The 25,155-nt window shown below is 74.9% G+C and carries 26 protein-coding genes and 1 pseudogene; 11 read left to right on the plus strand and 16 right to left on the minus strand.

The features are described from left to right. Positions 1–35 precede the first annotated feature (35 nt). The 3 genes from GQS52_RS08850 to GQS52_RS08860 form a co-directional block, all read right to left on the minus strand. Positions 36–893, minus strand: coding sequence for a PHP domain-containing protein (locus tag GQS52_RS08850; protein ID WP_182312869.1), 858 nt, complete (start codon positions 891–893; stop codon positions 36–38). 99 nt (positions 894–992) lie between these two features. Further along, complete coding sequence (locus tag GQS52_RS08855; protein ID WP_182312870.1) at positions 993–1,631, minus strand: DUF6758 family protein; 639 nt, start codon at positions 1,629–1,631, stop codon at positions 993–995. A 130-nt stretch (positions 1,632–1,761) separates the two neighbouring features. Beyond that, the gene (locus tag GQS52_RS08860) at positions 1,762–2,373 is read right to left on the minus strand and encodes a suppressor of fused domain protein (protein WP_182312871.1); all 612 of its coding nucleotides are present in this window, start codon (positions 2,371–2,373) and stop codon (positions 1,762–1,764) included. Between the two features lie 506 nt (positions 2,374–2,879). On the opposite strand from GQS52_RS08860, the gene corA reads away from it, so the two are divergent. Beyond that, complete coding sequence (corA, locus tag GQS52_RS08865) at positions 2,880–3,992, plus strand: magnesium/cobalt transporter CorA (protein ID WP_182312872.1); 1,113 nt, start codon at positions 2,880–2,882, stop codon at positions 3,990–3,992. A gap of 136 nt (positions 3,993–4,128) precedes the next feature. Continuing rightward, complete coding sequence (locus tag GQS52_RS08870; protein ID WP_182316312.1) at positions 4,129–4,653, plus strand: hypothetical protein; 525 nt, start codon at positions 4,129–4,131, stop codon at positions 4,651–4,653. A gap of 46 nt (positions 4,654–4,699) precedes the next feature. Here GQS52_RS08870 and GQS52_RS08875 read toward each other — a convergent pair whose 3' ends face one another. Then, the gene (locus GQS52_RS08875) at positions 4,700–5,449 is read right to left on the minus strand and encodes a hypothetical protein (protein ID WP_259370666.1); all 750 of its coding nucleotides are present in this window, start codon (positions 5,447–5,449) and stop codon (positions 4,700–4,702) included. Between the two features lie 187 nt (positions 5,450–5,636). On the opposite strand from GQS52_RS08875, the gene GQS52_RS08880 reads away from it, so the two are divergent. Beyond that, entirely contained in the window at positions 5,637–6,959 is a 1,323-nt protein-coding gene (locus GQS52_RS08880; protein WP_182312873.1) for a CBS domain-containing protein, read from the plus strand. Continuing rightward, on the plus strand, positions 6,946–7,551 hold the full coding sequence (locus GQS52_RS08885) for a DUF1003 domain-containing protein (protein ID WP_182312874.1): 606 nt from the start codon (positions 6,946–6,948) through the stop codon (positions 7,549–7,551). Before GQS52_RS08880 ends, GQS52_RS08885 begins: the two co-directional genes overlap by 14 nt. Before the next feature lie 69 nt (positions 7,552–7,620). On the opposite strand, the gene GQS52_RS08890 is transcribed toward GQS52_RS08885, so the two are convergent. Continuing rightward, positions 7,621–8,037 carry a DUF4234 domain-containing protein gene (locus tag GQS52_RS08890; RefSeq protein WP_182312875.1) on the minus strand — a complete coding sequence of 139 codons (417 nt, stop codon included), beginning with the start codon at positions 8,035–8,037 and terminating at the stop codon, positions 7,621–7,623. Between the two features lie 156 nt (positions 8,038–8,193). On the opposite strand from GQS52_RS08890, the gene GQS52_RS08895 reads away from it, so the two are divergent. Next, positions 8,194–9,354 carry an Mrp/NBP35 family ATP-binding protein gene (locus GQS52_RS08895; RefSeq protein ID WP_182312876.1) on the plus strand — a complete coding sequence of 387 codons (1,161 nt, stop codon included), beginning with the start codon at positions 8,194–8,196 and terminating at the stop codon, positions 9,352–9,354. A gap of 179 nt (positions 9,355–9,533) precedes the next feature. Here GQS52_RS08895 and GQS52_RS08900 read toward each other — a convergent pair whose 3' ends face one another. The 5 genes from GQS52_RS08900 to sigE all read right to left on the minus strand — a co-directional run bounded on the left by GQS52_RS08900 (position 9,534) and on the right by sigE (position 14,438). Continuing rightward, entirely contained in the window at positions 9,534–10,190 is a 657-nt protein-coding gene (locus GQS52_RS08900; RefSeq protein WP_182312877.1) for a hypothetical protein, read from the minus strand. Between the two features lie 260 nt (positions 10,191–10,450). Then, the gene (locus GQS52_RS08905; protein WP_182312878.1) at positions 10,451–10,867 is read right to left on the minus strand and encodes a sec-independent translocase; all 417 of its coding nucleotides are present in this window, start codon (positions 10,865–10,867) and stop codon (positions 10,451–10,453) included. Positions 10,868–10,972: 105 nt separating this feature from the next. Continuing rightward, on the minus strand, positions 10,973–12,739 hold the full coding sequence (locus GQS52_RS08910; RefSeq protein ID WP_182312879.1) for a trypsin-like peptidase domain-containing protein: 1,767 nt from the start codon (positions 12,737–12,739) through the stop codon (positions 10,973–10,975). A 98-nt stretch (positions 12,740–12,837) separates the two neighbouring features. Beyond that, positions 12,838–13,662, minus strand: a complete 825-nt coding sequence (locus GQS52_RS08915; RefSeq protein WP_182312880.1) for a zf-HC2 domain-containing protein — start codon at positions 13,660–13,662, stop codon at positions 12,838–12,840. Continuing rightward, the gene (gene sigE, locus GQS52_RS08920) at positions 13,659–14,438 is read right to left on the minus strand and encodes an RNA polymerase sigma factor SigE (RefSeq protein ID WP_182312881.1); all 780 of its coding nucleotides are present in this window, start codon (positions 14,436–14,438) and stop codon (positions 13,659–13,661) included. The genes GQS52_RS08915 and sigE overlap by 4 nt, the downstream gene beginning before the upstream one ends. Positions 14,439–14,600: 162 nt before the next feature. On the opposite strand from sigE, the gene GQS52_RS08925 reads away from it, so the two are divergent. Further along, positions 14,601–15,266 (plus strand): O-methyltransferase, encoded by a 666-nt coding sequence (locus GQS52_RS08925; RefSeq protein ID WP_182312882.1) that lies wholly within the window; start codon positions 14,601–14,603, stop codon positions 15,264–15,266. Positions 15,267–15,379: 113 nt separating this feature from the next. Here the strand turns inward: GQS52_RS08925 and GQS52_RS08930 are convergent, their stop codons facing one another. Beyond that, positions 15,380–15,547 (minus strand): DUF3117 domain-containing protein, encoded by a 168-nt coding sequence (locus tag GQS52_RS08930; protein ID WP_182312883.1) that lies wholly within the window; start codon positions 15,545–15,547, stop codon positions 15,380–15,382. A gap of 280 nt (positions 15,548–15,827) precedes the next feature. Between GQS52_RS08930 and GQS52_RS08935 the strand changes: the two genes are divergently transcribed. Then, positions 15,828–16,628, plus strand: coding sequence for an enoyl-CoA hydratase-related protein (locus GQS52_RS08935; protein ID WP_182312884.1), 801 nt, complete (start codon positions 15,828–15,830; stop codon positions 16,626–16,628). A gap of 139 nt (positions 16,629–16,767) precedes the next feature. Here the strand turns inward: GQS52_RS08935 and GQS52_RS08940 are convergent, their stop codons facing one another. Beyond that, complete coding sequence (locus GQS52_RS08940) at positions 16,768–17,382, minus strand: DNA-3-methyladenine glycosylase I (RefSeq protein WP_182312885.1); 615 nt, start codon at positions 17,380–17,382, stop codon at positions 16,768–16,770. Beyond that, the gene (locus tag GQS52_RS08945) at positions 17,379–17,810 is read right to left on the minus strand and encodes a DivIVA domain-containing protein (protein ID WP_182316314.1); all 432 of its coding nucleotides are present in this window, start codon (positions 17,808–17,810) and stop codon (positions 17,379–17,381) included. The genes GQS52_RS08940 and GQS52_RS08945 overlap by 4 nt, the downstream gene beginning before the upstream one ends. A 90-nt stretch (positions 17,811–17,900) precedes the next feature. On the opposite strand from GQS52_RS08945, the gene GQS52_RS08950 reads away from it, so the two are divergent. Both GQS52_RS08950 and GQS52_RS08955 read left to right on the plus strand, forming a co-directional pair. Continuing rightward, a complete protein-coding gene (locus tag GQS52_RS08950; RefSeq protein WP_182312886.1) occupies positions 17,901–18,803 on the plus strand; it encodes a dihydropteroate synthase in 903 nt (300 codons plus the stop codon). 55 nt (positions 18,804–18,858) lie between these two features. Next, positions 18,859–19,734 carry an EI24 domain-containing protein gene (locus GQS52_RS08955; protein WP_182312887.1) on the plus strand — a complete coding sequence of 292 codons (876 nt, stop codon included), beginning with the start codon at positions 18,859–18,861 and terminating at the stop codon, positions 19,732–19,734. Here GQS52_RS08955 and GQS52_RS08960 read toward each other — a convergent pair. Continuing rightward, a complete protein-coding gene (locus GQS52_RS08960) occupies positions 19,629–20,471 on the minus strand; it encodes a TIGR00730 family Rossman fold protein (RefSeq protein WP_182312888.1) in 843 nt (280 codons plus the stop codon). The genes GQS52_RS08955 and GQS52_RS08960 overlap by 106 nt on opposite strands. Positions 20,472–20,542: 71 nt before the next feature. After that, a complete protein-coding gene (gene dapE / locus GQS52_RS08965; RefSeq protein ID WP_182312889.1) occupies positions 20,543–21,610 on the minus strand; it encodes a succinyl-diaminopimelate desuccinylase in 1,068 nt (355 codons plus the stop codon). 186 nt (positions 21,611–21,796) lie between these two features. On the opposite strand from dapE, the gene GQS52_RS08970 reads away from it, so the two are divergent. Continuing rightward, positions 21,797–22,834, plus strand: a complete 1,038-nt coding sequence (locus GQS52_RS08970; RefSeq protein ID WP_182312890.1) for a hypothetical protein — start codon at positions 21,797–21,799, stop codon at positions 22,832–22,834. 307 nt (positions 22,835–23,141) lie between these two features. Further along, positions 23,142–23,282, plus strand: a pseudogene (locus tag GQS52_RS08975) (ATP-binding protein); the annotation flags it as partial. Between the two features lie 674 nt (positions 23,283–23,956). Here the strand turns inward: GQS52_RS08975 and dapC are convergent. Further along, positions 23,957–25,054 carry a succinyldiaminopimelate transaminase gene (gene dapC / locus GQS52_RS08980; RefSeq protein ID WP_182316315.1) on the minus strand — a complete coding sequence of 366 codons (1,098 nt, stop codon included), beginning with the start codon at positions 25,052–25,054 and terminating at the stop codon, positions 23,957–23,959. Positions 25,055–25,155 lie beyond the last annotated feature (101 nt).

The raw sequence follows: 25,155 nt of genomic DNA on the forward strand, positions 1-25,155 counted from the left end.
CCCGGCGGGGAGGCCGGACGGGAGGGCGGGGAGGGTCAGCGGCCCGTGAGGGGCACGGCGCCGGTGGCGCGGGAGACGATCTCCTCGTAGACCTCGGGGGCCGTGGTGTTCTCCCCCAGGAGGACGGTCTTGCGGGTCCCGTGGTAGTCGCTGGAGCCGGTGGCGAGCAGGCCGAGCCCGGAGGCGAGGTCGCGCAGCCGGGCGCGGGTGTCCGCGTCGTGGTCCGCGTGATCGACCTCGATGCCGTCCAGTCCGGCCGCGGCCAGCTCGACCAGCACGCTCTCGGGGACGACCTCGCCGCGCTTGACGGCCGCGGGGTGCGCGAAGACGCTGACCCCGCCGGCCTGCTCGACCAGGCGGACGGCCTCGAACGGGTCGAGCTCGTGCTTCTCGGCGTAGGCCCGGCCGCCGTTGGCGAGCCACTGCGGGGTGAAGGCCGAGGCGACGTCCGGCACGACCCCCAGCTCGACCATGGCGGAGGCCACGTGCGGGCGGCCGACCGCGCCGTCCCCCGCCAGCTCCTCCACCCGCTCCCAGGTGACCGGGACGCCCAGGGCCCGCAGCTTGTCGACCATGACGCGGGCGCGACGCGCCCGGTCGTCGCGGACCAGCTCGCGCTCCCGGCGCAGCTCGGGCTCGTCGGGGTCGAAGAGGTAGGCCAGCATGTGCATGCTGACGCCGCCGATCCGGCAGGACAGCTCCGCGCCGGTGACCAGGGTCAGCGGTGCGCCGAGGTCGCGCAGCGCCGCGGCCGCCTCCGCGTGGCCGCCGACGGTGTCGTGGTCGGTCAGGGCCACGACGTCCAGTCCCGCGGCGGCGGCGTTGCGGACCAGCAGGGCCGGGGTGTCCGATCCGTCGGAGGCGGTGGAGTGGGTGTGCAGGTCGATGCGCACGGGGACGGGCTCCAGACGGCGGGACGTGGCGGAACATGGCGGGACGCCTGTCAGGATATCCGCCGAAAGAGGTACGTCCGGTACGCCCCGTACGCCCGGTCACCCCAGGAGACGGGGCGAGAGGGCTCCTATCGGCAGCAGCTCCACCTCCGCGCCGGCCTCCCTGAGGTCGGTGAGGACCAGCTCGTCGTACATCATCAGGCCCGACTGCTCCGGCCACACCACGGCCCACAGCCACAGCCCGCCCGCCTCCCCGGCGAAGACGGCCCGGTCCGCGGGCGTGCCCTCCACGTGCCACAGGGGGGTGGGCCGCCCCTTGGCGACGACCTTGGTGTGCGGCGGTTTGTCCGTGCACATGCCGGGGCCGGGGTCAGGTCCTTCGATGCCCGCGAAGCGGGCCCCCAGGCCGACGCCGAGCTCCTCGGCGATCAGCAGCATGTCCCCCGGCCCGCCCAGGGGGGCCGGGCCGGAGCAGGCCACGACCGTGGCACGGCCGCCGGACACGTCGTCGCCCGCGTAGGCGACGCCGGTGAACAGCCACCCGACCGGTATGGGCCAGGGCAGCCACACCGGCACCTTCGCCCTGTTGACGGCCACTCCCAGCGCTTCCACGCTCGGCGGGACCACGGGTTGCAGCGGATGGACCGCGCCGTGCGCGTCGCACTGCCAGGAATCCGAGAAGAGGCCGGGCGCCCTGACTCGGCCACCGCACTTCGGGCAACTGGGTTCGCCCCTCATAAGGCCCAACGGTCCTCCATCGGTCCGCGCGCAGTCAAGGACGATCACCCGTCCGGCGGTGCACCCGTCCGCCCCGCGGGAGCCGGGGCCCGGGGGCCGGCAGGGCCGGCGGGGCCGGCGGGGCCCGGGGTCAGTCGTCCAGGCGTACCGGGCGGCGCCGCGGGTCCCTCAGGTCGGTGCCGTGGCGCAGCCAGCGCTCCTGCAGCGCGGCCGCTCCGTGCACCCGCTTCCAGGCCGCCTCGGTCGGCGTCATCGGCAGGAGCGGCAGGAAGCGGACGGGGTCCATCGGGGGGTCGAGCTCCAGGTCCTCCACCAGTCCCCCCGACTCGGCGACCAGCACGGCGGTGAAGGGCGCCTCCGGCCACAGCGGCCCGCCCACGTCCAGGGACGCGCCCGGGGCCACCACCACTCCCTCCACCTGCGGGGAGGCGGCCAGGGTGGCCAGGGTGCGCAGCACCCCGTCGGTGTCCGCGCGTCCGGCGCGCACCGAGAGCAGCAGCTCCGCCCGGGGCCCGCGCAGCGGGTCGGCGACGGCGGCCGTGGGGTCGGTCATCGGCTGCCGGGCCATTCCGAGGGTGACGTACCGCACGACGTCCGGTTCCGCCCCGTCGACGCCGCCGGCCCCGAAGTACCGCAGCACCTCGATGCGTTCGGCGCCGAGGAAGGTGACCGCAGCGCGGCCCGAGGGCTCGCCGAACGCGGTGCGCAGCCGGGCTTCCACCAGAGCGAGTACGTCGACCATGCATGGAGCATAAAGCGTCTAAGGAAAGGGTAAAGATGGGTCTTGCGGTCGGAGCGGCCTGTTACGCTTGGCCGTCGGTCGAGGTGAGGGTGTCGCGCTGCGTGCGCGCCCCGGGGTGCCCGACCGCGCACGATCCGGAACTTCCCCCAGGGGACAAGGCCGAGGGAGGTGGGCTGCGGTGGATCCTAGCCGACCGTGCAGTACCGGCAGCTCTCCCGCGCGGTACGTCCCTCCCGTGATCTGACGGCCCGTCCACGACGGCCCGACGCCCTTCATACCCTGCCGCTGATCGGCAAAACACCAGGGCTGAGACTTTCTTCACCGGGAAGACGCGCACCGTACCGGAGAGCGCCGGAGCTTCGCTTTGATTCCCGTTCAGGCGAGAAGCCGCCGCCGCACCGAGCGTCGCGCACCGCCGCCCTCCCGGGCCCGTTCGGCCCACGGCAGAGGGCCCCGGTGCGTCCCTCTCCGGAGGAGCCGGCGGCCGGCCCGCGAAGGAGCCAGCAATGTCGATGATCCGTGATCTGCGCGCAGTGGTCCGCCCCGCACTCCGCCGGGGCGCCGGCCCCTACGAACCGGCCGCCTCCCGGCCCGGGCCCAGCGCCGTCGTGGACTGCGCCGTCTACTCCGGCGGCCGCCGGGCCGGCGAGCGCGCGACGCCGGGGGAGGCCCTGGAGCAGGTGCGCGGCCCGGGCCGCGCCGCGGGCGACTTCGTCTGGATCGGGCTGCACGAGCCCACCGAGCGGGAGTTCTCCGGCATCGCCGAGGAGTTCGGGCTCCACCCGCTGGCCGTCGAGGACGCAGTGCACGCCCACCAGCGGCCCAAGCTGGAGCGCTACGACGAGACCCTCTTCACCGTCTTCAAGACCATCCGCTACGTCGAGCACGCCGAACTGACCGCCACCAGCGAGGTGGTGGAGAGCGGCGAGATCATGGTCTTCACCGGCCGGGACTTCGTGATCACCGTGCGGCACGGCGGCCACGGCAGCCTGCGGTCGCTGCGGCACCGCCTGGAGAGCGACCCCGAGCTGCTGGCCAAGGGCCCCTCCGCGGTGCTGCACGCCATCTCCGACCAGGTGGTGGACGGCTACCTGAGCGTGGCCGAGGCGGTGCAGGACGACATCGACGAGGTGGAGATCGAGGTCTTCTCCGCCCAGCAGGGCAAGGGCCGCCGGGGCGGCGACGCCGGGCGGATCTACCAGCTCAAGCGCGAGGTCCTGGAGTTCAAGCGGGCCGTCTCCCCGCTGCTGCGGCCGATGCAGCTGCTGTCCGAGCGGCCGATGCGGCTGGTCGACCCCGACATCCAGAAGTACTTCCGCGACGTGGCCGACCACCTCGCCCGGGTCAACGAGCAGGTGGTCTCCTTCGACGACCTGCTCAACTCCATCCTCCAGGCCAACCTCGCGCAGGTCACCGTCGCCCAGAACGAGGACATGCGCAAGATCAGTGCGTGGGTGGCGATCTTCGCCGTCCCGACGATGATCGCCGGCATCTACGGGATGAACTTCGACCACATGCCCGAGCTGCACTGGCGGTACGGCTACCCGGCGGTGCTGGTCATGATCGTCGTGGCCTGCGTGGGCATCCACCGCGGCTTCCGCCGCAACGGCTGGCTGTAGCCCGCCGCAGGGCGGCCCGCCCCGCTTCCCGGCCCTCCGCCACACTTCCGTCCGCCTCCCCGCCCCTGCGCCGTCCGCCTCCCCCGGCCCGTCCGCCACGCCGTAAGCTGCGGACATGACCGAGACCACTGCCGCCGTGGGGCCGGAACTGCTCGACCGGGCCCTGATCGAGGAGTCCGCGAAGAAGTCCGCACTGGTGTGGGTCCAGGGGGCGCAGGGACCGGCCCGGGCGCTGTGGCACGTGTGGCACGACGGCGCCGTCTGCGTGGTCGGGGACGGCCCCGGGGAGCAGCCCCTGCCCGGTCTCGTCGACGGCGGGAGCGCCCGGGTCACCGTGCGCAGCAAGGACTCCTGGGGCCGGCTGGTCGCCTGGCCGGCGCGGGTCGTGGAGCAGGCTCCGCGCAGCGAGGGCTGGGAGGCGGCGGTCTCCGAACTGAAGGGCAAGCGGCTCAACGCCCCCGACACCGAGACGATCGCGGACCGCTGGGCGGAGCAGTGCCGGGTGCTGCGGCTGGAGCCGGACGGCGCGCCGGCGGAGCGGCCGGGGGCGATGCCGGACGGCTCCCTCGCCGCGCGTCCGGTCGACACCCCGGTGACCACCCGCACCCCGGCTCCCCCGGCCCTGCCGAGGCTGCTGTTCCGCCGCGGACGCCGCGGCTGACCGCCACCGGGCGCCGTGCCCGCCCGGCGCCGTGCCCGCCTGGCGGTCAGGAGGCTCCGGTGATCTCCTCGCCGTAGTCCAGGACCTGCTTCTCCTCCGGGGCCTTGAGGGTGAAGGGCTCGTTCCAGTCGCTGAGGGTCAACACCCCGGCGTCACCGGCGCGTTCGTACCGCAGGGGGTAGGGCTTGCCCTGGAGGGAGACCGCCAGGGCGCCGCCGTGGCCGCCGTCCGCCGCCAGTTCGACGGTCTTCGTGCCGTTGACCGTGCCCCGCTTGCCGACCGCGAGCCTGCCGTCCAGGACGAAGAGGTCGCCCAGGAGCACGTCCTTGTGGGTGAAGCCGGAGAACCGCCGGTAGGCCGGGTCGTCGGAGGAGACCTTGACGTACTTGCCCGCGAGTTTGCGCGCGGCCTTCTCCGACGTGGAGTCCTCGCCGGCCTCTCCGTCGAGGTAGAAGCTCTCGTCGGCCTTGAGGTACAGCTGCTCGCCGATCCTGAGCAGTTCGAAGGTGTGGCCGCGCAGGGTCATCTCCCCGACGCCGCCGTCCTCGGTGAGCCGCATGTCCATGCGGTACTTCTTGCCCTTGCTGATGACCGTGCCGGCCAGCCGGACCGCCTCGGCGTCGGACGCGGCGCTGCGCGTCTTCGCCTCGATCTTCTTCGGGGTCAGTTTCGCGACGCCGTTGGTGCCCGCGTCCGGATCGGGGGGTTCCTCCCCGCAGCCCGCCAGCACGACCGCGCCCAGGAGGCAGGCGAGCACGGCGGCGGCCACCGACCGGGCGCGGGGAGATGTGGTCACGCTTCCTCCGAGTACGTTCGGGGCAGGGATCGGCGGCAAGAAGCTACCGCAAGGTACTCGGGTTCGCCGACCCGGCGGCCCCCGCGACCCGGAGCGTCCCGCCGGGCTGCGGGCGGCGGGGCCGGGTTACGCTGAACCGGGCCCGAGGGGACACGAGGCACTGATTCTCCGGGAGGGAGGGAGCGGCATGGCGTCCGGAACCTCCCGCATCTTCATCTCGCACCTCTCCGGGGTGGCCGTCTTCGACCCGAACGGCGACCAGGTGGGGCGGGTGCGTGACGTCGTCGCGACCCTGCGGCCCGGCGGGCGCCCGCCGCGCGTCCTGGGCTTCGTGGTCGAGGTGGTCGGCCGGCGGCGGATCTTCCTGCCCATCACCCGGGTCACCAGTCTGGAGTCCGGGGAGCTGATCACCACCGGCCTGGTCAACATGCGCCGCTTCGAGCAGCGGCCCACCGAGACCCTGGTGCTCGGCGAGATGCTGGACCGCAAGGTCCGCCTGGCGGAGACCGGGGACGAGGTGACCGTGCTGGACGTGGCGATGAGCCGCTCGCCGCAGCGCCGCGACTGGGAGATCGACAAGGTCGCAGTGCAGCGGGGCAGGGGCGGTGCGCTGCGCCGCCGCGGCGAGACGCTGACCGTGGAGTGGTCCGCGGTGAGCGGGTTCTCGCTGGAGGAGAAGGACCAGGGCGCGGCGAACCTGCTGGCCACCTTCGAGCAGCTGCGCCCCGCCGACCTGGCGAACGTCCTGCACCACCTGTCCGCCAAGCGCCGCGCCGAGGTGGCCGCCGCGCTGGACGACGACCGGCTGGCCGACGTCCTGGAGGAGCTGCCCGAGGACGACCAGGTGGAGATCCTGGGGAAGCTCAAGGAGGAGCGCGCCGCGGACGTGCTGGAGGCGATGGACCCCGACGACGCGGCCGACCTGCTCTCCGAGCTGCCGGAGAGCGACCAGGAGCGGCTGCTCACCCTGATGCGCCCCCAGGAGGCGGCCCCGGTGAGGCGGCTGCTGGCCTACGAGGAGCGCACCGCGGGCGGGCTGATGACGACCGAGCCGATCGTGCTGCGCCCGGACGCGACGGTGGCGGACGCGCTGGCCCGGGTGCGCAACCAGGACCTGTCGCCCGCCCTGGCCGGGCAGGTGTTCGTGTGCCGGCCGCCCGAGGAGACCCCGACCGGCAGGTACCTGGGCGTGGTGCACTTCCAGCGGCTGCTGCGGGACCCCCCGTTCACCCTGGTGGGCGCGATCGTCGACGACGGCCTCCAGCCGCTGTCGCCGGACACCCCGCTGTCCGAGGTGGCCGGCTACCTCGCCACGTACAACCTGGTGGGCGCCCCGGTCGTCGACGAGTACGGGCACCTGCTCGGCGCGGTGACCGTGGACGACGTGCTGGACCACCTGCTGCCCGAGGACTGGCGGGAGTCCGGGACGCACGACACCGCGGCGGTGTCGTCGTCCGCGGGGTCCGGCGGGTCCGGGCACCGCGGGGAGGCCGCCGATGGCGGCCGGTGACCGCCGCGGGGACCCGCGGGTCCGGCGGCGGACCGGCTCGACCGCCGCGGGGCCGGCCGGGTCCCGGCGCGTCCGGCTGGACCAGCCGCGCGCCGAGCGCCGCCAGCTGGTGCGGCTGCCCGCCTACGACCCGGAGGCGTTCGGCCGGCTCTCCGAGCGGATCGCCAGGTTCCTGGGGACGGGCCGGTTCATCGTCTGGATGACGGTCCTGGTCACCCTGTGGGTGCTGTGGAACACGGTGGCCCCGAAGGCCCTGCGGTTCGACGAGTACCCGTTCATCTTCCTGACCCTGATGCTGTCCCTGCAGGCCTCCTACGCGGCCCCGCTGATCCTGCTCGCGCAGAACCGTCAGGCCGACCGGGACCGGATCAACCTGGAGCAGGACCGGGCGCAGAACGAGCGCAGCATCGCCGACACCGAGTACCTCACCCGGGAGGTCGCCGCGCTGCGGACGAACCTGGGCGAGGTGGCGACCCGCGACTACCTGCACACGGAGATCAACGGCCTGCGGTCCGACCTGCAGGACCTCCTGCAGGCGCTGGAGGGCGGGGGCGGGGCCGGCGGCGGTGCGACGGCGTCGCGGGAGCGCTGAAACGCCGCGGCCCCGGCACGGCGGGAACCCGTCCCGCCGTGCCGGGGCCGCGAGGCCGGCCGCGTGCCGTCAGCCGCGCGGCGCGGAGCCCTTCCAGACCTGGTTGAGCGCGCCCTGGTAGTAGATCGGCGTGGTGCCGAACACGAAGCACAGCAGGATGCCGACCAGGCCCGAGCAGCTCTCCGGCTGCCCGGCGAGGCTCTGCGCCCGGCGGATCCGGCCCGCGGTGTTCGCCAGGGAGACGAACGGCGGCACGATCAGGACGCCGCCCAGGGTGATCGCCAGCAGCGAGACGCCGGGCGAGGACTTGATGCTCGGGTCGAAGTCCCGCAGCTCGCGGTTGATCTTGTAGTACCAGACCAGGTAGTAGATGCCGAAGGTGACCAGGGTGAGCAGCCAGACGGCCACCGGCCCCCGGGTCTTGCCGACGGTGCGCGCGCCGGCGGGCGCGCCGGAGGCGGCCTCGGCGGAATTCGTTGCGGACATGGGTGTCCCCCCACAGTGCTTCAAGGAATCGCGTAGTGCGAACACGAAGGTACCGGATGACGCGGACATGACCCACATGTCGGTGTGATCGATATCCACCGTCCGGGGGACGGGCAACCGCCCGGACCGCGCCGCGCGGGTCGTACCATTCGGGTTATGGCTACCGACACTCCCCCAGGCTCCGCCCCCTCCGAGGAGGAGGTGCGCGCCGCTCTGGCGACGGTGAACGACCCGGAGATCCACCGGCCGATCACCGACCTCGGCATGGTCAAGTCCGTCGGGATCACCGACGGCGGCGCGGTGAGCGTGGCCGTCTACCTGACCGTCTCCGGATGCCCGCTGCGCGACACCATCACCCGCGAGGTGACGGAGGCCGTGTCGAAGGTCGCCGGCGTCACCTCGGTCTCGGTCGAGCTGGACGTGATGAGCGACGAGCAGCGCCGCGAGCTGGCCTCCGTGCTGCGCGGGGGCGCCCCCGAGCGGGAGATCCCGTTCGCCAAACCCGGCTCGCTGACCCGGGTCTACGCGGTGGCCTCCGGCAAGGGCGGTGTCGGCAAGTCCTCGGTGACGGTCAACCTGGCCGCCGCGATGGCCGCGGACGGGCTGAAGGTCGGCGTCGTCGACGCCGACATCTACGGCCACTCCGTGCCCCGCATGCTCGGCGCGGACGGCCGCCCCACCCAGGTCGAGAACATGATCATGCCGCCGTCGGCCAACGGCGTGAAAGTCATCTCCATCGGCATGTTCACCCCGGGCAACGCCCCCGTGGTGTGGCGCGGCCCGATGCTGCACCGCGCCCTCCAGCAGTTCCTCGCCGACGTCTACTGGGGCGACCTGGACGTGCTGCTGATGGACCTGCCCCCGGGCACCGGCGACATCGCCATCTCGGTGGCCCAGCTGGTCCCCAACGCCGAGATCCTGGTGGTGACCACGCCGCAGCAGGCCGCGGCCGAGGTGGCCGAGCGGGCCGGCAGCATCGCCGTGCAGACCCACCAGAAGATCGCCGGCGTGATCGAGAACATGGCCGGCCTCCCCTGCCCGCACTGCGGCGAGATGGTGGACGTGTTCGGCGCCGGCGGCGGCCAGCAGGTCGCCGACGGCCTGACCCGCACCACCGGTGCGACCGTGCCCGTGCTCGGCTCGATCCCGATCGACGTGCGGCTGCGCGAGGGCGGCGACGACGGCCGTCCGGTCGTGCTCTCCGACCCCGAGTCCCCGGCCGGCGCCGCACTGCGGTCCGTGGCGGGCAAGCTCGGCGGGCGGCAGCGCGGCCTGTCCGGGATGTCGCTGGGGCTCACCCCGCGCAACAAGTTCTGAAACACCCCCGGTCCCGCGGCGCCCGCACCCCGGTGGCGCCGTGGGACCGGGCGCCGCACGACCGGCGCCGGGCGACCGGGCGCCGCACGACCGGGCACTGCACGGCGCAGCCCCGCGCGAAGGGGTCCTGCACGGCGTAGCACTGCACGGCCGGTGCCGGGCGGGGTGCGGCGGCGGGGTCAGTGCGCGTAGGCGGTGATGTCCTCGATCACCGAGAAGCCCAGGCCGTAGGCGCTCATGCCGCGCCCGTAGGCGCCCAGGTGCACTCCCCCGGCCGAGCCCGCCAGCACCCAGCCGTACTCGGACTCGCGGTAGTGGAACGGGGTCGGCCGGCCGTCCACCGGCAGGGTCAGGGACGCCCACGCCGGGCCGTCCAGGTCGTCGGCCAGCTCCCAGGCGAGCGCGGTCTGCTGGTCCAGCCACTTCTGGCGCAGCGTGTGGTCGATCCCGGTGGGCCAGGTGCCGGCCAGCAGCCCCGAGCCCGCCAGCCAGGCCGCCGACGACACCGAGGTCGCCTCGAGGTGCCCGGTGTCGTCCGCGCTGCGCCGCTCGGGACGGCGGGCCACCGTCACCACGGCGGTGAACCGGCGGGCCCCCTTGACCTCCAGGTTCCTCGACGGCGGGTCCCCGTGACCGGTGGACCCGTGGTCCACCGTGCCGTCGGCCCCGGCCCCCACCTGCATGAGCCAGCGCGGCCCCCGGTGGGTGCCGTCCAGTCCGTACCAGGGGAAGTCGGCCCTGAGGTAGCCCTCGACCGCGCCGGCCGGCGCACCGGCGCCGGCGGTCCGTCTGCCGGCCGTCGATTCCTCTCCGGTGCGACTCGTCGTCGTCTCCATGTGCGCGGCGCCTCCTCGATGCCTCATCGGTGCACGCCCCGAGCCCGGGGACGCCCCTGGGGCGCCCCCACAATAACCATCCGGGGCGGCCGGGGCCCGGTAGGTGTCCCCCGTTCCGCCCCGGCGGCGCCGGACGGGCCCGGAGGGCCCCCGGAAGCCCGCAGGAGCCGTAGCAGGACGGCGGGGGACGTCGCGGCGCGCGGGGGCCGTCGTACGGGGCTCGCCGGGCCCGCGGGGGCCGTCTCCGCCGCGGGAGGGGGCTAGGTGGCGTCCGGGTCGAAGGGCGGCCGCTCGTCGGGCCGGACCGGGTCCTGCTTGCGCAGCGACGGCGCGGAGCCGGAGGAGCGGCTCCTGCCGTTGACGGCGTCGGTGACCGACGCCGTCTCCTCCTTGAGGTCGAACCCGCTCCTGATCTCCTTCAGGCCCAGGTCGTCGCCGTCGTCGAGGAGGTTCTTGCGGACGAAGGTGCGCGGGTTGAGGTCCTCGAACTCGAAGTCCTTGAACTCCGGGCCGAGCTCGTTGCGGATGTCCTCCTTGGCGCTGTCCGAGAAGGCACGCACCTTGCGGACGAACCGGGAGATGTCCTGGATCACCTTGGGGAGCTTGTCGGGGCCGAAGACGAGCACTCCCAGGATCACGAGCGCCACGAGCTCGAACGCCCCTATGTCGGAGAACACTCTGCAGCTCCTCGGTTCGTCGGCGGCCGCGTTCCACGGTACATTCCCGCGGCCCTGCACCGGCAGGTTACGCGGGCAAGCGTACGTCCCGGCGGCGGCGCGGTGTCAGTCATCCGTCGCGCTGCCGAGGGTGAGGGTGATGGTCCGCTCCTTCCCGTCGCGCTCCACGGTCAGTTCCATGCGGTCCCCCGGGCGGCGGCTGCGGATCTTGACGATCAGCTCCTCGCCGTTGCGCACGCGGTCGCCGTCGACCTCGGTGATGACGTCGCCCGGTTCGATGCCCGCCTCGTCCCCGGGGCCCCCGGGGCTGACCGTACGGCCGCTCCCGTCCTTCTCGCTCACCTTGGCGCCGATGCCGTCGTACGCCATGTCCACGGTGACGCCGATCACCGGGTGGGTGGCCCGGCCGGTCGCGATCAGCTCCTCGGCGACCCGCTTGGCCTGGTTGACCGGTATCGCGAAGCCCAGTCCGATGCTGCCCCCCTGGCCGCCGCCGAAGGGGTCGGTGCCGGAGTCGGCGGAGCGGATCGCGGTGTTGATGCCGATTACCCGCCCCCTGGAGTCCACCAGCGGCCCGCCGGAGTTCCCCGGGTTGATGGGGGCGTCGGTCTGCAGGGCGTTCACGTACGAGACGTCGGAGCCGTCGGTCTCGCCGCCCGCAGTGATCGGGCGGTCCTTGGCGCTGATGATGCCCGAGGTGACGGTGCCCTCGAGGTCGTAGGGGGCGCCGATGGCCACCACCGGGTCGCCGACCCGGACCGAGTCGGAGTTGCCGAGCACCAGGGGCTTCGGGCCGGGCTTCCCGTCGACCTCGATCACCGCGAGGTCGTAGCCGCTGTCCCGGCCGACGATCTCCGCCTTGCGGACGTCACCGTCGTTGAAGGTCACCGAGATGGTGCCGCCGTCGGCGGCGGGCTCGACGACGTGGTTGTTGGTGATGATGCGGCCGGAGCCGTCCAGGACGAACCCGGTCCCGGTCCCCTCCTCGCCCCCGCCGCGGACGTGGATGTAGACCACGCCGGGCAGGGTGGCGGCGGCTATACCGGCCACGCTGTCCGGGTCCCGGTGCCCGCTCTCGGCCGGTGCCTGCGGGATGGTGACGACGCCGCCGTCGCGCAGGGAGGCCCCGACCGTGCCGCCCAGCCCGCCCGCGACCAGGGCGATCAGCAAAGCGCCGACGAGCAGCCGCCCGCGGCGGCGGCCGCGCCCCTCCGGGGCGGGGGCGGGCGGCGGCGCGCCCCACGGGTCGTAGCGGCTCCACGTGCCCTGCGGCTGCGGGTACGCGGGGAGGCGGAGGCCCTCCGGGGGCGTGGCGGGCTGCGGGGAGGGCGGGCCCGCCGGGTGCGGGGCGTACGGGTACGCCGGGGGCGCGCCGGCCCCGGCGGGGTGCTGGACCGGGGGCGCGGGGGCCCACGGGCCGGGCCGCCCGTAGGGCGGGGTGCCGTAGGGGTCCCTGGGGTGCGCCGGCGGCGCCGGGGCCCCGGAGGGCGGCACGGTGACGCCCGGGACGGTGTCGTCCTCGGCCGACGTGCCGTGCACGGGCTCCGCCGGGGACGCGGCCCCGTCCTGCGGAGCACCGCCGTCCTGCGGCGCACCGTCGGCCGGGGCGCCCTCCTCCGGTGCGGCGGCGGCCGGGGGCGGCGCGAGGGCGGCGAGCCGGACCGTGGCGCGGTCCCCGGCCGCGGACGAGGGCGGGGGTGCGGACGGGTGTGCGGACGGTTCGGACGCCGGTCCCGCCGCACCGTCCGCCGTGCCGCCGGGAGCGGGCCGGGGAGGCGGGGCGGGTACGGGGGCCGCCGCGGTCCGGGGGGACGCGGCGTCCGGGCCGGGCCGGCTCCACCACTGCGGGCCGGTGCCCTTGCCCTCGTTCATCGAGCCTCCTCGCGAGCCCCCTCGGCCCTGGCGGTGCTGTGTCGTACCGGGTCCGCACCCGGGCGTCCCGGGTGCGGACCGTGCTTTACGGTACCGGCTCAGCGGCCGGGGCCGGGGCCGGCGGGGGAGTGCGTGGGCGCCGTGAGCGTGGTGGGCGCGGGTGTGGCCGGTCCCTGCCCGGGCACCACGAGCGGGACCGCGGGGGGACTGACCGCGGAGGCCGGCAGCAGCCCGCCGGACGGCCCGTCGATCAGGCCCGCCTGCCGGACCGGCACACTGAGCGTGCCCGTCCCGTGGTTCTGCGTCTCCCGCAGGCCGGCGGTGCCGACCGTCCCCGCCGTGCCGACCGTCAGCGGGGTGACCGTGTTGCCCTGGTCCTCGCTCCGGCCGGTGCCGTTGACGCCGCCGGCGGGCAGCGCCCCGCCCAGTGCGATCGCCGCCACGGAGAAGGCGCCGGCCGCGGCGAAGGCGAGCCTCCGGCTGCGTCCGGCCGACGCCGCCACGGCGTGCGGCGCGGGGCGGGAGTGCGCGCGGGAGGGCGTGCGGGAGGGCATCCGGTGGATGCGGAACTCGAAGCGGTCCGCCCGGGCGCCGGGCACCGGGCCGCCGGGGCCCGTGCCACCCGGACGCGCCGGCCCGTCCAGCGGCGAGACGTCGCCGGCGGGCAGGCCCTGGAGCCTGGCGAGGAGCCCCTCGGAGGGGCCGGGACCGACGGCCGCGGCGAGGACGTTCTTCACCCGGCGCTGCTCGTCGGCCTCCCTCCTGCACTGCGGACAGGTGGCGAGGTGCGCCAGCACCCGCTCCCTGCTGTCGTGCCCCAGCTCGCCGTCCACGAAGGCGGCCAGGCGGTCGCCGAGGTGGAGCTCGGCCGCCTGTTCCGCCCCCCGGGGGAAGCCCGCCGCGCCGCCGTCCGCCGCGCTCACGATCTTCCCCGCTGCGCGGACTCCCCCGGCACGTCCGCACCGACCGCGGCCGGGGAGCGGGTGGGGCGGGCGGCCGGCTCGCGGTGCTTGAGCGCCTTGCGCAGGTGGGAACGGCCGCGGTGGATGCGGCTGCGGACGGTGCCGAGCTTGACGCCCAGGGTGGCGGCGATCTCCTCGTAGGACAGGCCCTCGATGTCGCACAGCACGACCGCGGCGCGGAACTCGGGCTGGAGGGTGTCGAGCGCCTGCTGGACGTCCGCGTCGAAGTGGGTGTCGGAGAAGTGCTGGGCGGGCGACGGCTCGCGGCTGGGGAGCCGCTCGGCGGCGTCGTCGGCGAGCGCGTCGAAGCGGATCCGCTGGCGGCGGCGCACCATGTCCAGGAAGAGGTTGGTGGTGATGCGGTGCAGCCAGCCCTCGAAGGTGCCGGGGGTGTAGGTCGACAGCGACCGGAAGACGCGGACGAAGACCTCCTGGGTGAGGTCCTCGGCGTCGTGCTGGTTGCCCGTCAGCCGGTAGGCCAGGCGGTAGACCCGCGCGCTGTGCGTGCTGACGATCTCCTCCCACGAGGGAGGCGTCCAGGCCGCGCCGCCCGGGTCCGTGTCGAACGTGGCCGTGGTGGCCGCGGCCTCGGCGGCGCCCTGCGGACGGTCAGCGGTGTCAGTCACGGATCTCGGCCCGCCCGACGGTACGCGAAGGCGAGGGAACGCCTTTCGGCCGCCGGTCGTGGCCGCACCTCCCCTGTCGGCTCTGGTGGTGTCCAGTAGAGCCCCTACCATATCCGCCTCGCCCGTTAGCTCCGGATAAGAGTCTTTGCCTCCGCCGTACCTGCCGGGCCTTCGAGCCGCCCGGTTTCCTCACCCCCGTCAACGCCCGGTCTCATCTGCGGGTTCCCGAGCGCAACGGATACAGTCGCCCCGGGCCGGCACCGCACGGCCGGAATGAGGGCACTGCGGCGACAGGAGAGGGCCATTACCGGCAACCGGCAGACGAGCTGGGCGTTCGCCGACGCGTACCCGGGTGAGGACGACGCCATGCTGCGCGCCCGCGACCTGGCGCACGCGGTCGGGGTGCGCACCGTCTCTCCCGGCACGGGCACGGCGCTGCGCCTGCTCGCCGCGGCGGCCGACGCCAAGGCGGTGGCCGAGATAGGCACCGGGACCGGGGTCTCGGGCATCCACCTGCTGCGGGGCATGCGGCCGGACGGCGTGCTGACCACCGTGGACACCGAGCCGGACCGCCAGCAGCTGGCCCGCGAGGTGTTCGCGCTGGCCGGCTTCGCCGCCAACCGGGCCCGGTTCATCCCCGGCCGCGCCCTGGACGTGCTGTCCCGGCTCGCCGACGGCGGCTACGACATGGTCTTCTGCGACGGCGACCGGGCCGAGTACCCCGAGTACCTGGCGGAGTCGCTGCGCCTGCTGCGGCCGGGCGGGCTGGTCTGCTTCGAAGGGGTCTTCGCCGACGGCCGGACGGTGGACGGGGCCCACCAGGAGGACGAGGTGGCCGGCCTGCGGGAGCTGGTGCGCGACGTCCGCGACAGCGACGCCCTGGTGCCCGCGCTGCTGCCGACCGGCGACGGCCTGCTGTGCGCGGTCTACCGGGGCTGACCGGCCGGTCCGCCGGGGCCGGCCGGCCCGGAGCGCTCCCCGGAAAAGACCCGGCCCCCGCCGGACCGTGTCCGGCGGGGGCCGCAGGCTCGTACGCTGCGCCGCGAAGGCGGTCAGCCGCAGGCCTTGTTCAGGGCCTCGCCCAGCGCCTCGGCCTCGTCGGGGGTCAGCTCGACGACGAGCCGCCCGCCGCCTTCGAGCGGAACGCGCATGACGATGCCCCGCCCCTCCTTGGTCACCTCGAGCGGGCCATCACCCGTCCGCGGCTTCATGGCCGCCATGCTCGTTCCCCTTCCTGAAACCAGCTCTTCGCAACCGGGGGCCCAGGCGCCACCGGACTCGAACACATTGGTTCAAGGCCATTATCCCGCATCCCGGGACCCGATGACCAACACCAGTTCCTATCGGTTCGACATCTCACACCCCCAAAACCCCCCATTCCGGGGACCGGACTGCGATACTTCGCCGGTCTTTCGGAGCCGTGTAGTGCGGTGGAACGCGGAAAACCGCCGTGAATCCGTGTGACGTGCTGTTGAGTGCTGTGGAGTGGGAGGACGCGCCATGTCCGATGTCGTGCTGTACGAGGTGAGTGACGGTCTCGCGACCGTGACGCTGAACAGGCCGGATGCGATGAACGCCCTGAGCCGGGAGCTCAAGGAGGCCCTGCGCGACACGCTGCAGCAGGCCGCCGCCGACACCTCGGTGCGGGCCGTGCTGCTGACCGGCCGCGGCAGGGCGTTCTGCGTGGGGCAGGACCTCAAGGAGCACATCGGCAGCCTCCGGCAGGACCGGGAGCAGGGCACCCGCCTGACGATGACCACCGTCAAGGAGCACTACAACCCGATCACCACGGCCATCGCCACGATGCCCAAGCCGGTGGTGGCCGCGGTCAACGGCGTCGCCGCGGGCGCCGGGGCCGGATTCGCGTTCGCCTGCGACTACCGCGTGGTGGCCGAGTCCGCGGGATTCAACACCTCTTTCGCCGGCGTGGCGCTGACCGCCGACTCCGGCGCCTCCTGGACCCTGCCCCGGCTGGTCGGCCGCAGCCGGGCTTCGGACCTGCTGCTGTTCCCCCGCACCATCGGCTCCCGGGAGGCCCTGGAACTGGGAATCGCCAACCGGGTCGTGCCGGACGAGGAGTTCGCGGCCGAGGCCGAGGCGGTGGCCCGCCGGCTGGCCGAGGGGCCGACCGTGGCCTACGCGGCGATCAAGGAGTCGCTGGCCTACGGGTCGGACCACTCCCTGCTGGAGACCCTGGCCAAGGAGGACGAACTGCAGTCCCGGGCCGGCTCCGCGGAGGACCACGCGATCGCGGTGGACGCCTTCGTGAAGAAGGAGAAGCCGAAGTACCTGGGCCGCTGACGCCCGGTCGGGCCGGGACCCGGCGGGGCCCGTCGGCCCCGCCGGCGCCCGGCCCCGCTGACACCGGGTCGGTCCGGCCGGGACGGCCCGCCGCGCCGTCCCGGCCGGGGGCCGGCGCGGCGGGCCGCCGGAGCGGCGGTCAGCGCGGCGGGGCGCTCCCCGCGCGGGCGGCTCCCCTGACGTGGCAGTCCGCCAGGTGGTCGTCCACCAGGCCGCACGCCTGCATCAGCGCGTAGGCGGTGGTGGGCCCGACGAAGCGGAAGCCCCGCCGCTTCAGGTCCTTCGCCAGCGCCGCGGACTCCGCCGTGGACGCCGGCACGTCGGCGGTGGTCCGCGGCACCGGGCGGCCGGCCGCCTCCGGGGCGTACGACCACACCAGTGCGTCCAGGCCGCCCTCGTACGTCCCCGCGAGGTCGCAGGTGGCGCGGGCGTTCGTGATCGCCGCCTCGATCTTGGCCCGGTTGCGGATGATCCCGGTGTCGGCGAGCAGCCGCTGCACGTCCGCGTCGGTGAAGGCGGCCACCGCTCGGGCGGAGAAGCCCGCGAAGGCCGCGCGGAACCCCTCGCGGCGGCGCAGGATCGTCAGCCACGACAGTCCGGACTGGAACGCCTCCAGGCACAGCCGCTCGTAGAGGGCGTCGTCGCCGCGGACCGCGCGGCCCCACTCGTGGTCGTGGTAGGCGGCGTAGTCCTCGGCCGTCGCGCCCCACGGGCAGCGCAGCAGGCCGTCGGCGCCGGGCACGGCCCCGCTCACGGCCGGCCCCAGGTGTTCCCGGCGTCCGGCCCGGCGGGCCCGTGCGGGTCGTCCCCGGCCGGTTCCGGCTCCTGCGGGCCGGGCCCGGCCCCGGGCGGGCCGGCCTCCTCCGCGGCCCGCGCGGCCCCGACGGCGCCGGCCGCCACCCCGGCCAGCCGCGCTTCCAGTTCGGCGATCCGGGCGTCCCGGTGGGCCAGTTCCGCGCCGAGGCGGTCCAGCACGTCGTCCACGTCCGCCATCCGGTAGCCGCGCGGCACCATGGGCAGGCGCAGTCCTTCGATGTCGCGCCGGCCCACCGGCCGGTCCTGGGGAAGGGCGTCCGAGGTGCGGTCGGGTTCCACCTCGGGGAGGGTCCCGCCGCGGCCCAGGACGGCCGCCGCCACGGCCGCGGCCACCGCGACCAGGGCGACGATCATGAACCAGAACAACTTGATCTCCAGGGGTGCGGCCACGACTGTCGAGCACGATCGTGCCACGATCTGGTGGGCGGACGAGGACGCGAACGGAAGAAGGACCCGATGGCACTGCGGCTGGGACGGCGTGAGTTCGGCGAGCACGAGCCGGTGATCATGGCTGTCGTGGACCTGGACCCCGGCCCGGAGGCCGACGGCGCCAAGGCGGCTGCGCTGGACCGCGTCGGCCGGGCGGTGGCCGACGGCGCCGCGGCCGTCGAAGTGTGCCTTCCATGGGAGGAGCCCGGGGACCGGGCCGGGGACGGGTCCGGGGAGGGGCCCGTCGCCGTGCCGGAGGAGGAGGTCCGGCGGACGGCGGCGTTCGTGGCCGAGGTCCGTCGGCGGCACCCGGACGTCGTGATCGCCGTGCGCACCTGGCGGCACGAGGTCGCCGAGGCGGTGTGCGCGGCGGGCGCGGACCTGCTCGACGACCCGCGGGGCGGGGCCGACCCGGAACTGGCCGGGGTGGCGGCCCGGCACCGCGCCGGGCTCGTGTGCACGTACACCGGCCGGTCCGTGCCGGACGCCGTGCCGGACGCCTCCGCGGCCGGCGCGGAGGGGACCGCGGCGGACGTCCTGCGGGTCACCGCCGGGCTGGCCGAGCGCGCGGTCGCCCTCGGCGTGCCCCCGGAGTCGGTGCTGGTCTCCCCCGGGACCGACCTCTCCGGGGACGGCCCGGAGGCGTTGGAGGCCGCCCGGCACCTGGGCGGTCTGGTGGTCGGCGGGCGGCCGGTGCTGGTGTCCCTGTCCACCGGCCCCTCCGGCTCCGGGGCCCCCGGCGGCAGCCCGGGGACCGGCCCGGAGGGGAGGCGGATGCTGGCCGCGCTGGCCACCGCCGCGGTCGCCGCCTGGCAGGGCGCGCGGGTGTACCGGGTGCACGCGGTGGCGGAGACCCGGCAGGTGCTGGACATGGTCGCCTCCGTGGCCGGGCACCGTCCCCCGGCCGTCGCCCGCCGCGGCCTGGGCTGAACCGGGGCGCGCCGGGCGGGCCCGGGCCCGGGTCCGGGCCCGGTAGCCTTCCGGTATGCGCGATCTGGCAGCGGGTTTCGGCTACTTGATGAAGGGCCAGCGGTGGGTGGCCCGGCACACGCGGTGGTGGGGGTTCGGGATGATCCCCGCCCTCGTCTCCCTCGTCCTGTACGCCGGTGCGCTGGCGGTGCTCGGCTTCTGGGCCGACGACGCGGTGGCCTGGGCCACGCCGTTCGCCGACGACTGGGGGTCGCCGTGGCAGTCCCTGGTGCGCGGCACTCTCGTCGTGCTGCTCTTCGGGGCCGGCCTGGGCCTGGCGGTGCTGACCTTCACGGCGGTGACCCTGCTGGTGGGCTCCCCGTTCTACGAGTCGCTGGCGGAGCGGGTGGAGGAGCTCGAGGGCGGCGGCCCCGACGGCCCGGACACCTCCCTGTGGCACGACCTGGTGGTCGGGGCGCGGGACAGCCTGGTGATCCTGTTCTGGACCGCCCTGTTCGGCGTCCTGCTCTTCGCGTGCGGCTTCGTTCCGGTGATCGGCCAGACCGCGGTGCCGGCGGTGGGCTTCTGCGTCTCGGGCTTCTTCCTCGCCGCCGAGCTGACCTCGGTGCCGCTGCAGCGCCGCGGCATTCCGCTGAAGGAGCGGCTGCGGCGGCTGCGCGGGCACAAGATGCTGTCCCTGGGCTTCGGCGTGCCGCTGGTGCTGCTGTTCCTGCTGCCGTTCGTCGCCGTCCTGGCGATGCCGGGCGCGGTGGCCGGGGCGACCCTGATGGCCCGCGAGCGCCTGACGGACCAGGACGGCGACGGCGACGGTGACGGCGGCGGGGGTCAGAGCGGGGGCTCGGACTCCTTCGTCACCAACTCGACCGCCTCGTCCACGTCGTCGGTGAGGTGGAGCAGCTCCAAGTCCACCGGGGACGCCTTCCCCTCCTGAACGAGGGTGCGGCGGATCCAGTCGACCAGGCCCGTCCAGTAGCCGTTGCCGAACAGGACGATCGGGAACCGGGTGACCTTGCGGGTCTGGACGAGCGTCAGCGCCTCGAAGAGCTCGTCCAGGGTGCCGAAGCCGCCGGGCATGACGACGAACCCCTGCGCGTACTTGACGAACATCGTCTTGCGGACGAAGAAGTAACGGAAGTTCACCCCTATGTCGACGTAGGGGTTCAGGCCCTGCTCGAAGGGCAGCTCGATGCCCAGGCCGACGGAGACGCCGCCGGCCTCGCAGGCGCCCTTGTTGGCGGCCTCCATCGCGCCGGGCCCGCCGCCGGTGATCACGGCGAAGCCGGCCTCGGCCAGTGCGCGGCCGAGGCGCACGCCCTGCTCGTACTCGGGGGACTCCCTGGCGATCCGGGCGGAGCCGAAGACGCTGACGGCCCGGCCGACCTCGGCCAGCGCGCCGAAGCCCTCGACGAACTCCGACTGGATGCGCATCACCCGCCACGGGTCCTCGTGGAGCCAGTCCGTCGGTCCCCGGCTGTCCAGCAGGCGCTGGTCGGTGGTACTGGGCTGCACCTGCCCGCGGCGGCGGACCACCGGGCCCAGGCGCCGCTCGGGCCACTGCTCCTCGACCTCCGAGGGCGACCCCGAGGCCCGGGCGTACTCCGCGGCCGCCTCCTCCTCGATCTCGATCCCGGCCCGCCGGCCGGATCCCTGCACGTCTGGATCACTCATGAGTGAAGGGTACGCATGCACTACCGCCGTAAGCGTGAACGCGCCGGGAACGCGCGGGGCGGAGCGGGGAATCAGGCGGTCAGCCACTCCCGCAGGTGCTTCTCGCACTCCAGCACCGCGGCGACCGCCACGTGCTCGTCGCGCTTGTGGGCCAGGTTGGGGTCGCCGGGCCCGTAGTTGACCGCGGGGACGCCCAGGGCAGAGAAGCGGGACACGTCGGTCCAGCCGTACTTGGCGCGCGGCACGGACCCGGTGGCCTCGACGAACGCCGCCGCGACCGGGTGGGACAGACCGGGCAGGGCCCCGGGGGAGGTGTCGGTCAGGACGGTCTCCCAGCCGTCCAGGACCTCCCGCACGTGGGCGAGCGCCTCCTCCTCGGAGCGGTCCGGGGCGAAGCGGAAGTTGACCGTGACCGTGCAGGCGTCCGGGACGACGTTGCCGGCCACGCCGCCCTCGATCCGCACCGCGTTCAGGCCCTCGCGGTACTCCAGTCCGTCGATGACGACGGTCCGCGGGGTGTACTCGGCGAGCCGGGCCAGCACCGGGGCGGCGGCGTGGATCGCGTTCTCGCCGAGCCAACTGCGGGCGGAGTGCGCCCGCACCCCGGGCAGGCGGACCTCGACCCGCAGCGTGCCCTGGCAGCCGCCCTCGACCAGTCCGTCGGACGGCTCCAGCAGCACGGCGAAGTCGGCGGCGAGCCACTCGGGGCGCTCGGCGGCCAGGCGGCGCAGCCCGTTGCGCTCCGCCTCGACCTCCTCGCAGTCGTAGAAGACGAAGGTGAGGTCGCGGTTGGGCTCGGGGACGGTCGCGGCGATGCGCAGCTGCACGGCGACGCCGGACTTCATGTCCGAGGTGCCGCAGCCGTGCAGGACGCCGTCCTCCAGCCGGGAGGGGACGTTGCCGGCGATCGGCACGGTGTCGATGTGGCCGGCCAGCACGACGCGCTCGGCGCGGCCCAGGGCGGTGCGGGCGACGACCGTGTTGCCGTGGCGCTCCACGCCCAGGTGCGGCAGGCCGCGCAGGGCGGTCTCGACCGCGTCCGCCAGGCCCTTCTCGTCCCCGCTGACCGAGGGGAAGTCCACCAACTGGGCGGTGAGGGCGGCGGCGTCCTGGGACAGGTCCAGTGCAGGGCGGTTCATGCCCGGCACGATACCCCTCCCCCGCCGGCGCCCGCCGGACCGTCCCGCCGCCGGTCGCCGCTCCCGCCCCGCCGCGGCGCCCCGTCGGGGTACCGGGTCGAAGTGGCCCGTCGGACCGGCCCGTTGCGGTGCCCCGTCGTGGAGGCGGGCGGCGCGCCCCCGGCCGGACTGAGTACGGTGTGCAGCGTGGTTCAGGGATCGACGCAGGCGGGCCCCGGTGCACGGGGGACGTGGTGGAGGCGCAGGAGGCTGCGCGCCGCCGCGGCGCTGCTGGTGCTCCTGGTGCTGGGCGGCTACGCGGCCGTGCAGTTCCTGAGCACGCGCAACGCCGCGGCGTGCGAGGTGCGCGGCGCGGACGGCGAGTCGTTGTGGATCACGCCCGAGCAGGCGGGGAACGCGGCGACCATCGCGGCGGCGGCGTCCGCGCGGGGGCTGCCCGAGCGGGCGGTGACCATCGCCCTGGCGACCGCCATGCAGGAGTCCGCCCTGAAGAACATCCGGCACGGCGACCGGGACTCGGTGGGGCTGTTCCAGCAGCGCCCCTCCCAGGGCTGGGGGACCGTGGAGCAGATCCTGGACCCGGTGTACTCGGCGAACGAGTTCTACGACAAGCTGGAGAAGGTCCCCGGCTACTCGCGGCTCCCGCTGACCGTGGCGGCCCAGGAGGTCCAGAAGAGCGGGTTCCCGCAGGCGTACGCCAAGCACGAGCCGGACGCCTCGAAGCTGGCCTCGGCGCTGACCGGCCGGGCCGCGGCCTCGCTCAGCTGCACGGTGGACGACCGGGCCGCGCAGGCGGCCGACGGCTCCACCGGTTCCGGCGGCTCCGGCGGCTCCGGCGGCTCCGCGGCCGCGGCCGCGGGGGCCGGCGGGCGGGCCTCGGACAACTCGGCGGAGCTGAGGGAGCTGCTCGTCAGGGAGTTCGGCGAGGGCGTGCTGCCGCAGGGGTCCGGCGGGGAGGGCACCGGCGCCCCGGAGGGGGACGGGAAGGCCTCCGGGTCGGCGGTCTCGTTGTCCCTGGAGGGCCGGGACGGCGAGGACGCCCTGCGGAGGGGCTGGGAGCTGGCCCAGTGGGCCGTGGCGCACTCGGGCGACCTGGAGCTGGAGACCGTCTCGTTCGCCGGCCGGACGTGGTCGGCCGCCCGGTCCGGGGACGGCTGGAGCGAGGCCGGGGACGCCGGGGCGGCGAAGGGGCACGGGCAGGTGCTGATCACCGTCGCCCGCTAGTGCGACGCGTCACCCGGGAGCGGTTTCCGCGCGTCCACGTCCGGGGGAGGCGCACTGCGCGCGGATGACGGCTCCGCGGCCGCCGCCCACCGGGCCGTCCCGCGCCCCGGGGCCTGCGGGAAAAGGGGCGTGACGTTTCTTCGGGAACCCTCCCGCGACACGACAGGAACCGTTACGTCAAGCATAAAATCTGACACATTAGGAACTCTTTACTCCAATCGGCCGCAACCTTCCGGTGCTTCGGAGCGGTAGTCACGGTGTCCGTCCTCCGGACGTCCTGTGACCTCTTCTCCGACCAAGGAGCACCATGTCCATCCCCCTCACCCGTCGGATCGCCCAGGCCGCGCTGCTCGTCGCAGCCGGCGCAGCTCCCCTGGTCGGCGCGGCGGGTTCCGCGTCCGCGGCGGACCTGCAGGACACCGTCGGCCTGGGCGGACTGTCGCCCGTGAGCGACCTCGACGTGGCCGACACCCTCTCCGCCGCCGGGGAGACCGCCGAGGGCGTGGTCCGGGAGACCGACTCCCGGGCCCTGTCCGCCCTCGTCGGGGAGACCGCACGCACCACGGGCCCGAGCGTCCACGCGGCCGGCCGGACCGTCGACTCGGTGGACGGGACCGTCCGCTCCGCCGATTCGGTGGACGGGACCCTCCGCTCCACCGAGGAGACCGCCCGCGACGCCGGCCGGAACCTGCGCACCGCCGGGCACCGGACCACCCCCGCCGCGCACCGCCTGCTCGCCGGCAACACCCACTCCACCGCGGGCTCCGCCCGGAGCATGCTCGCCGACACCCCCGTGGGGGAGAACCGGATCGGCCTGGGCGTCTCGGACCGCGAGGGCCTGTCCCAGCACCTCGTCGACGGCGACGTCGCCCGGCAGGTCCCGCTCGACGAGGTCGGCGGGACGACCTCCGGCCTGTACCGCAGCGTTCCCCAAGGGGCGGTCGGGGACCTCCTCGGCAAGCTGACCGGCGGGCAGAGCCCCCTGGGCGGCACCCTGGGCTGAGCCCTTCGCCCCGCGGGGCGGAGAGGCCCGAGGGGGCGGGGAGCAGTCGCTCCCCGCCCCCTCGGCACGCCCCGGACACGCCCCGGCCGCGCGGGCCCGGCCGTGCGGCGCGTCCGCGCCTACGCCAGGCGCCGCACCGCTTCCTCGACCCGCTCGTCGGTGGCGGTGAAGGCGATCCGCACGAACCGCTCCCCCGCCGTCCCGTAGAACTCGCCGGGCGCCACCAGGATGCCCCGCTTCGCCAGGTCGCCGACGGTGTCCCAGCAGTGCTCGCCGCGGGTGGCCCACAGGTACAGGCTCGCCTCGGAGTGCTCGATCCTGAAGCCCGCCCCCTCGAAGGCGGCGCGCAGGGCGGTCCGGCGCCGGGCGTAGCGGGCGCGCTGCTCCTCGACGTGGGCGCGGTCGCCGAGCGCCGCGGCCATCGCGTTCTGCACGGGTGCCGGGACGATCATCCCCAGGTGCTTGCGCACCGCCAGCAGCTCCCTGACCACCGCGGGGTCGCCGGAGAGGAAGGCCCCCCGGTACCCGGCGAAGTTGGAGCTCTTGGAGAGCGAGTGGACGGCCACCAGGCCCTCGTGGGAGCCCTGGCAGACGTCCGGGTGCAGGACGGAGACCGGCTCGGTCTCCCAGCCCAGCTCGATGTAGCACTCGTCGGAGACGACCAGGATGCCGTGCTCGCGCGCCCACGCCACGATGCGGCGCAGCTCGGCGGCGTCCAGGGTGCGCCCGGTGGGGTTGGACGGGGTGTTCAGCCAGAGCAGCTTCACCAGCGTCGGGTCCAGGTCCTGGACCGGGTCGCGGTAGGTGACCGGCTCCGCGTGCGCGGTGCGCGCGCCGACCTCGTAGGTCGGGTAGGCCAGCTCGGGGAAGGCCACCTGGTCGGCCGGCGTCAGGCCGAGCAGGGTCGGCAGCCAGCCCACGAGCTCCTTGGAGCCGATCAGCGGCAGGACGTGCGCGGGGTCCGCGGACTGCGCGCCGAGCCTGACCCGCAGCCAGCCGGCGATCGCCTCGCGCAGCGCGGGGGTGCCGTGGGTGAGGGGGTAGCCGGGGCTGTCGGAGGCGGCGGCCAGGGCGCGGCGCACGACGTCGGGGACCGGGTCCACCGGGGTCCCGACGGACAGGTCGACCGTCCCGCCGGCGTGTGCGGCGGCGGCCGCCTTGTACGGCTCGAGCCTGTCCCAGGGGAAGACCGGAAGGCGTGCGGAGACGGGCGGCACGGTGCTCAACTCTCTTCGGTGCGGGTGCTTCGCGGCGGGCGGGCACGCGTACGCCCCGCGGGTGCCTCGTCCCGCCGGGCCCGTCGTCCCCGCCGGGTGCC

It is taken from the genome of Streptomyces sp. SCUT-3 (assembly GCF_014083985.1).
In the GTDB taxonomy this organism is placed as follows: domain Bacteria; phylum Actinomycetota; class Actinomycetes; order Streptomycetales; family Streptomycetaceae; genus Streptomyces_H; species Streptomyces_H thermolineatus.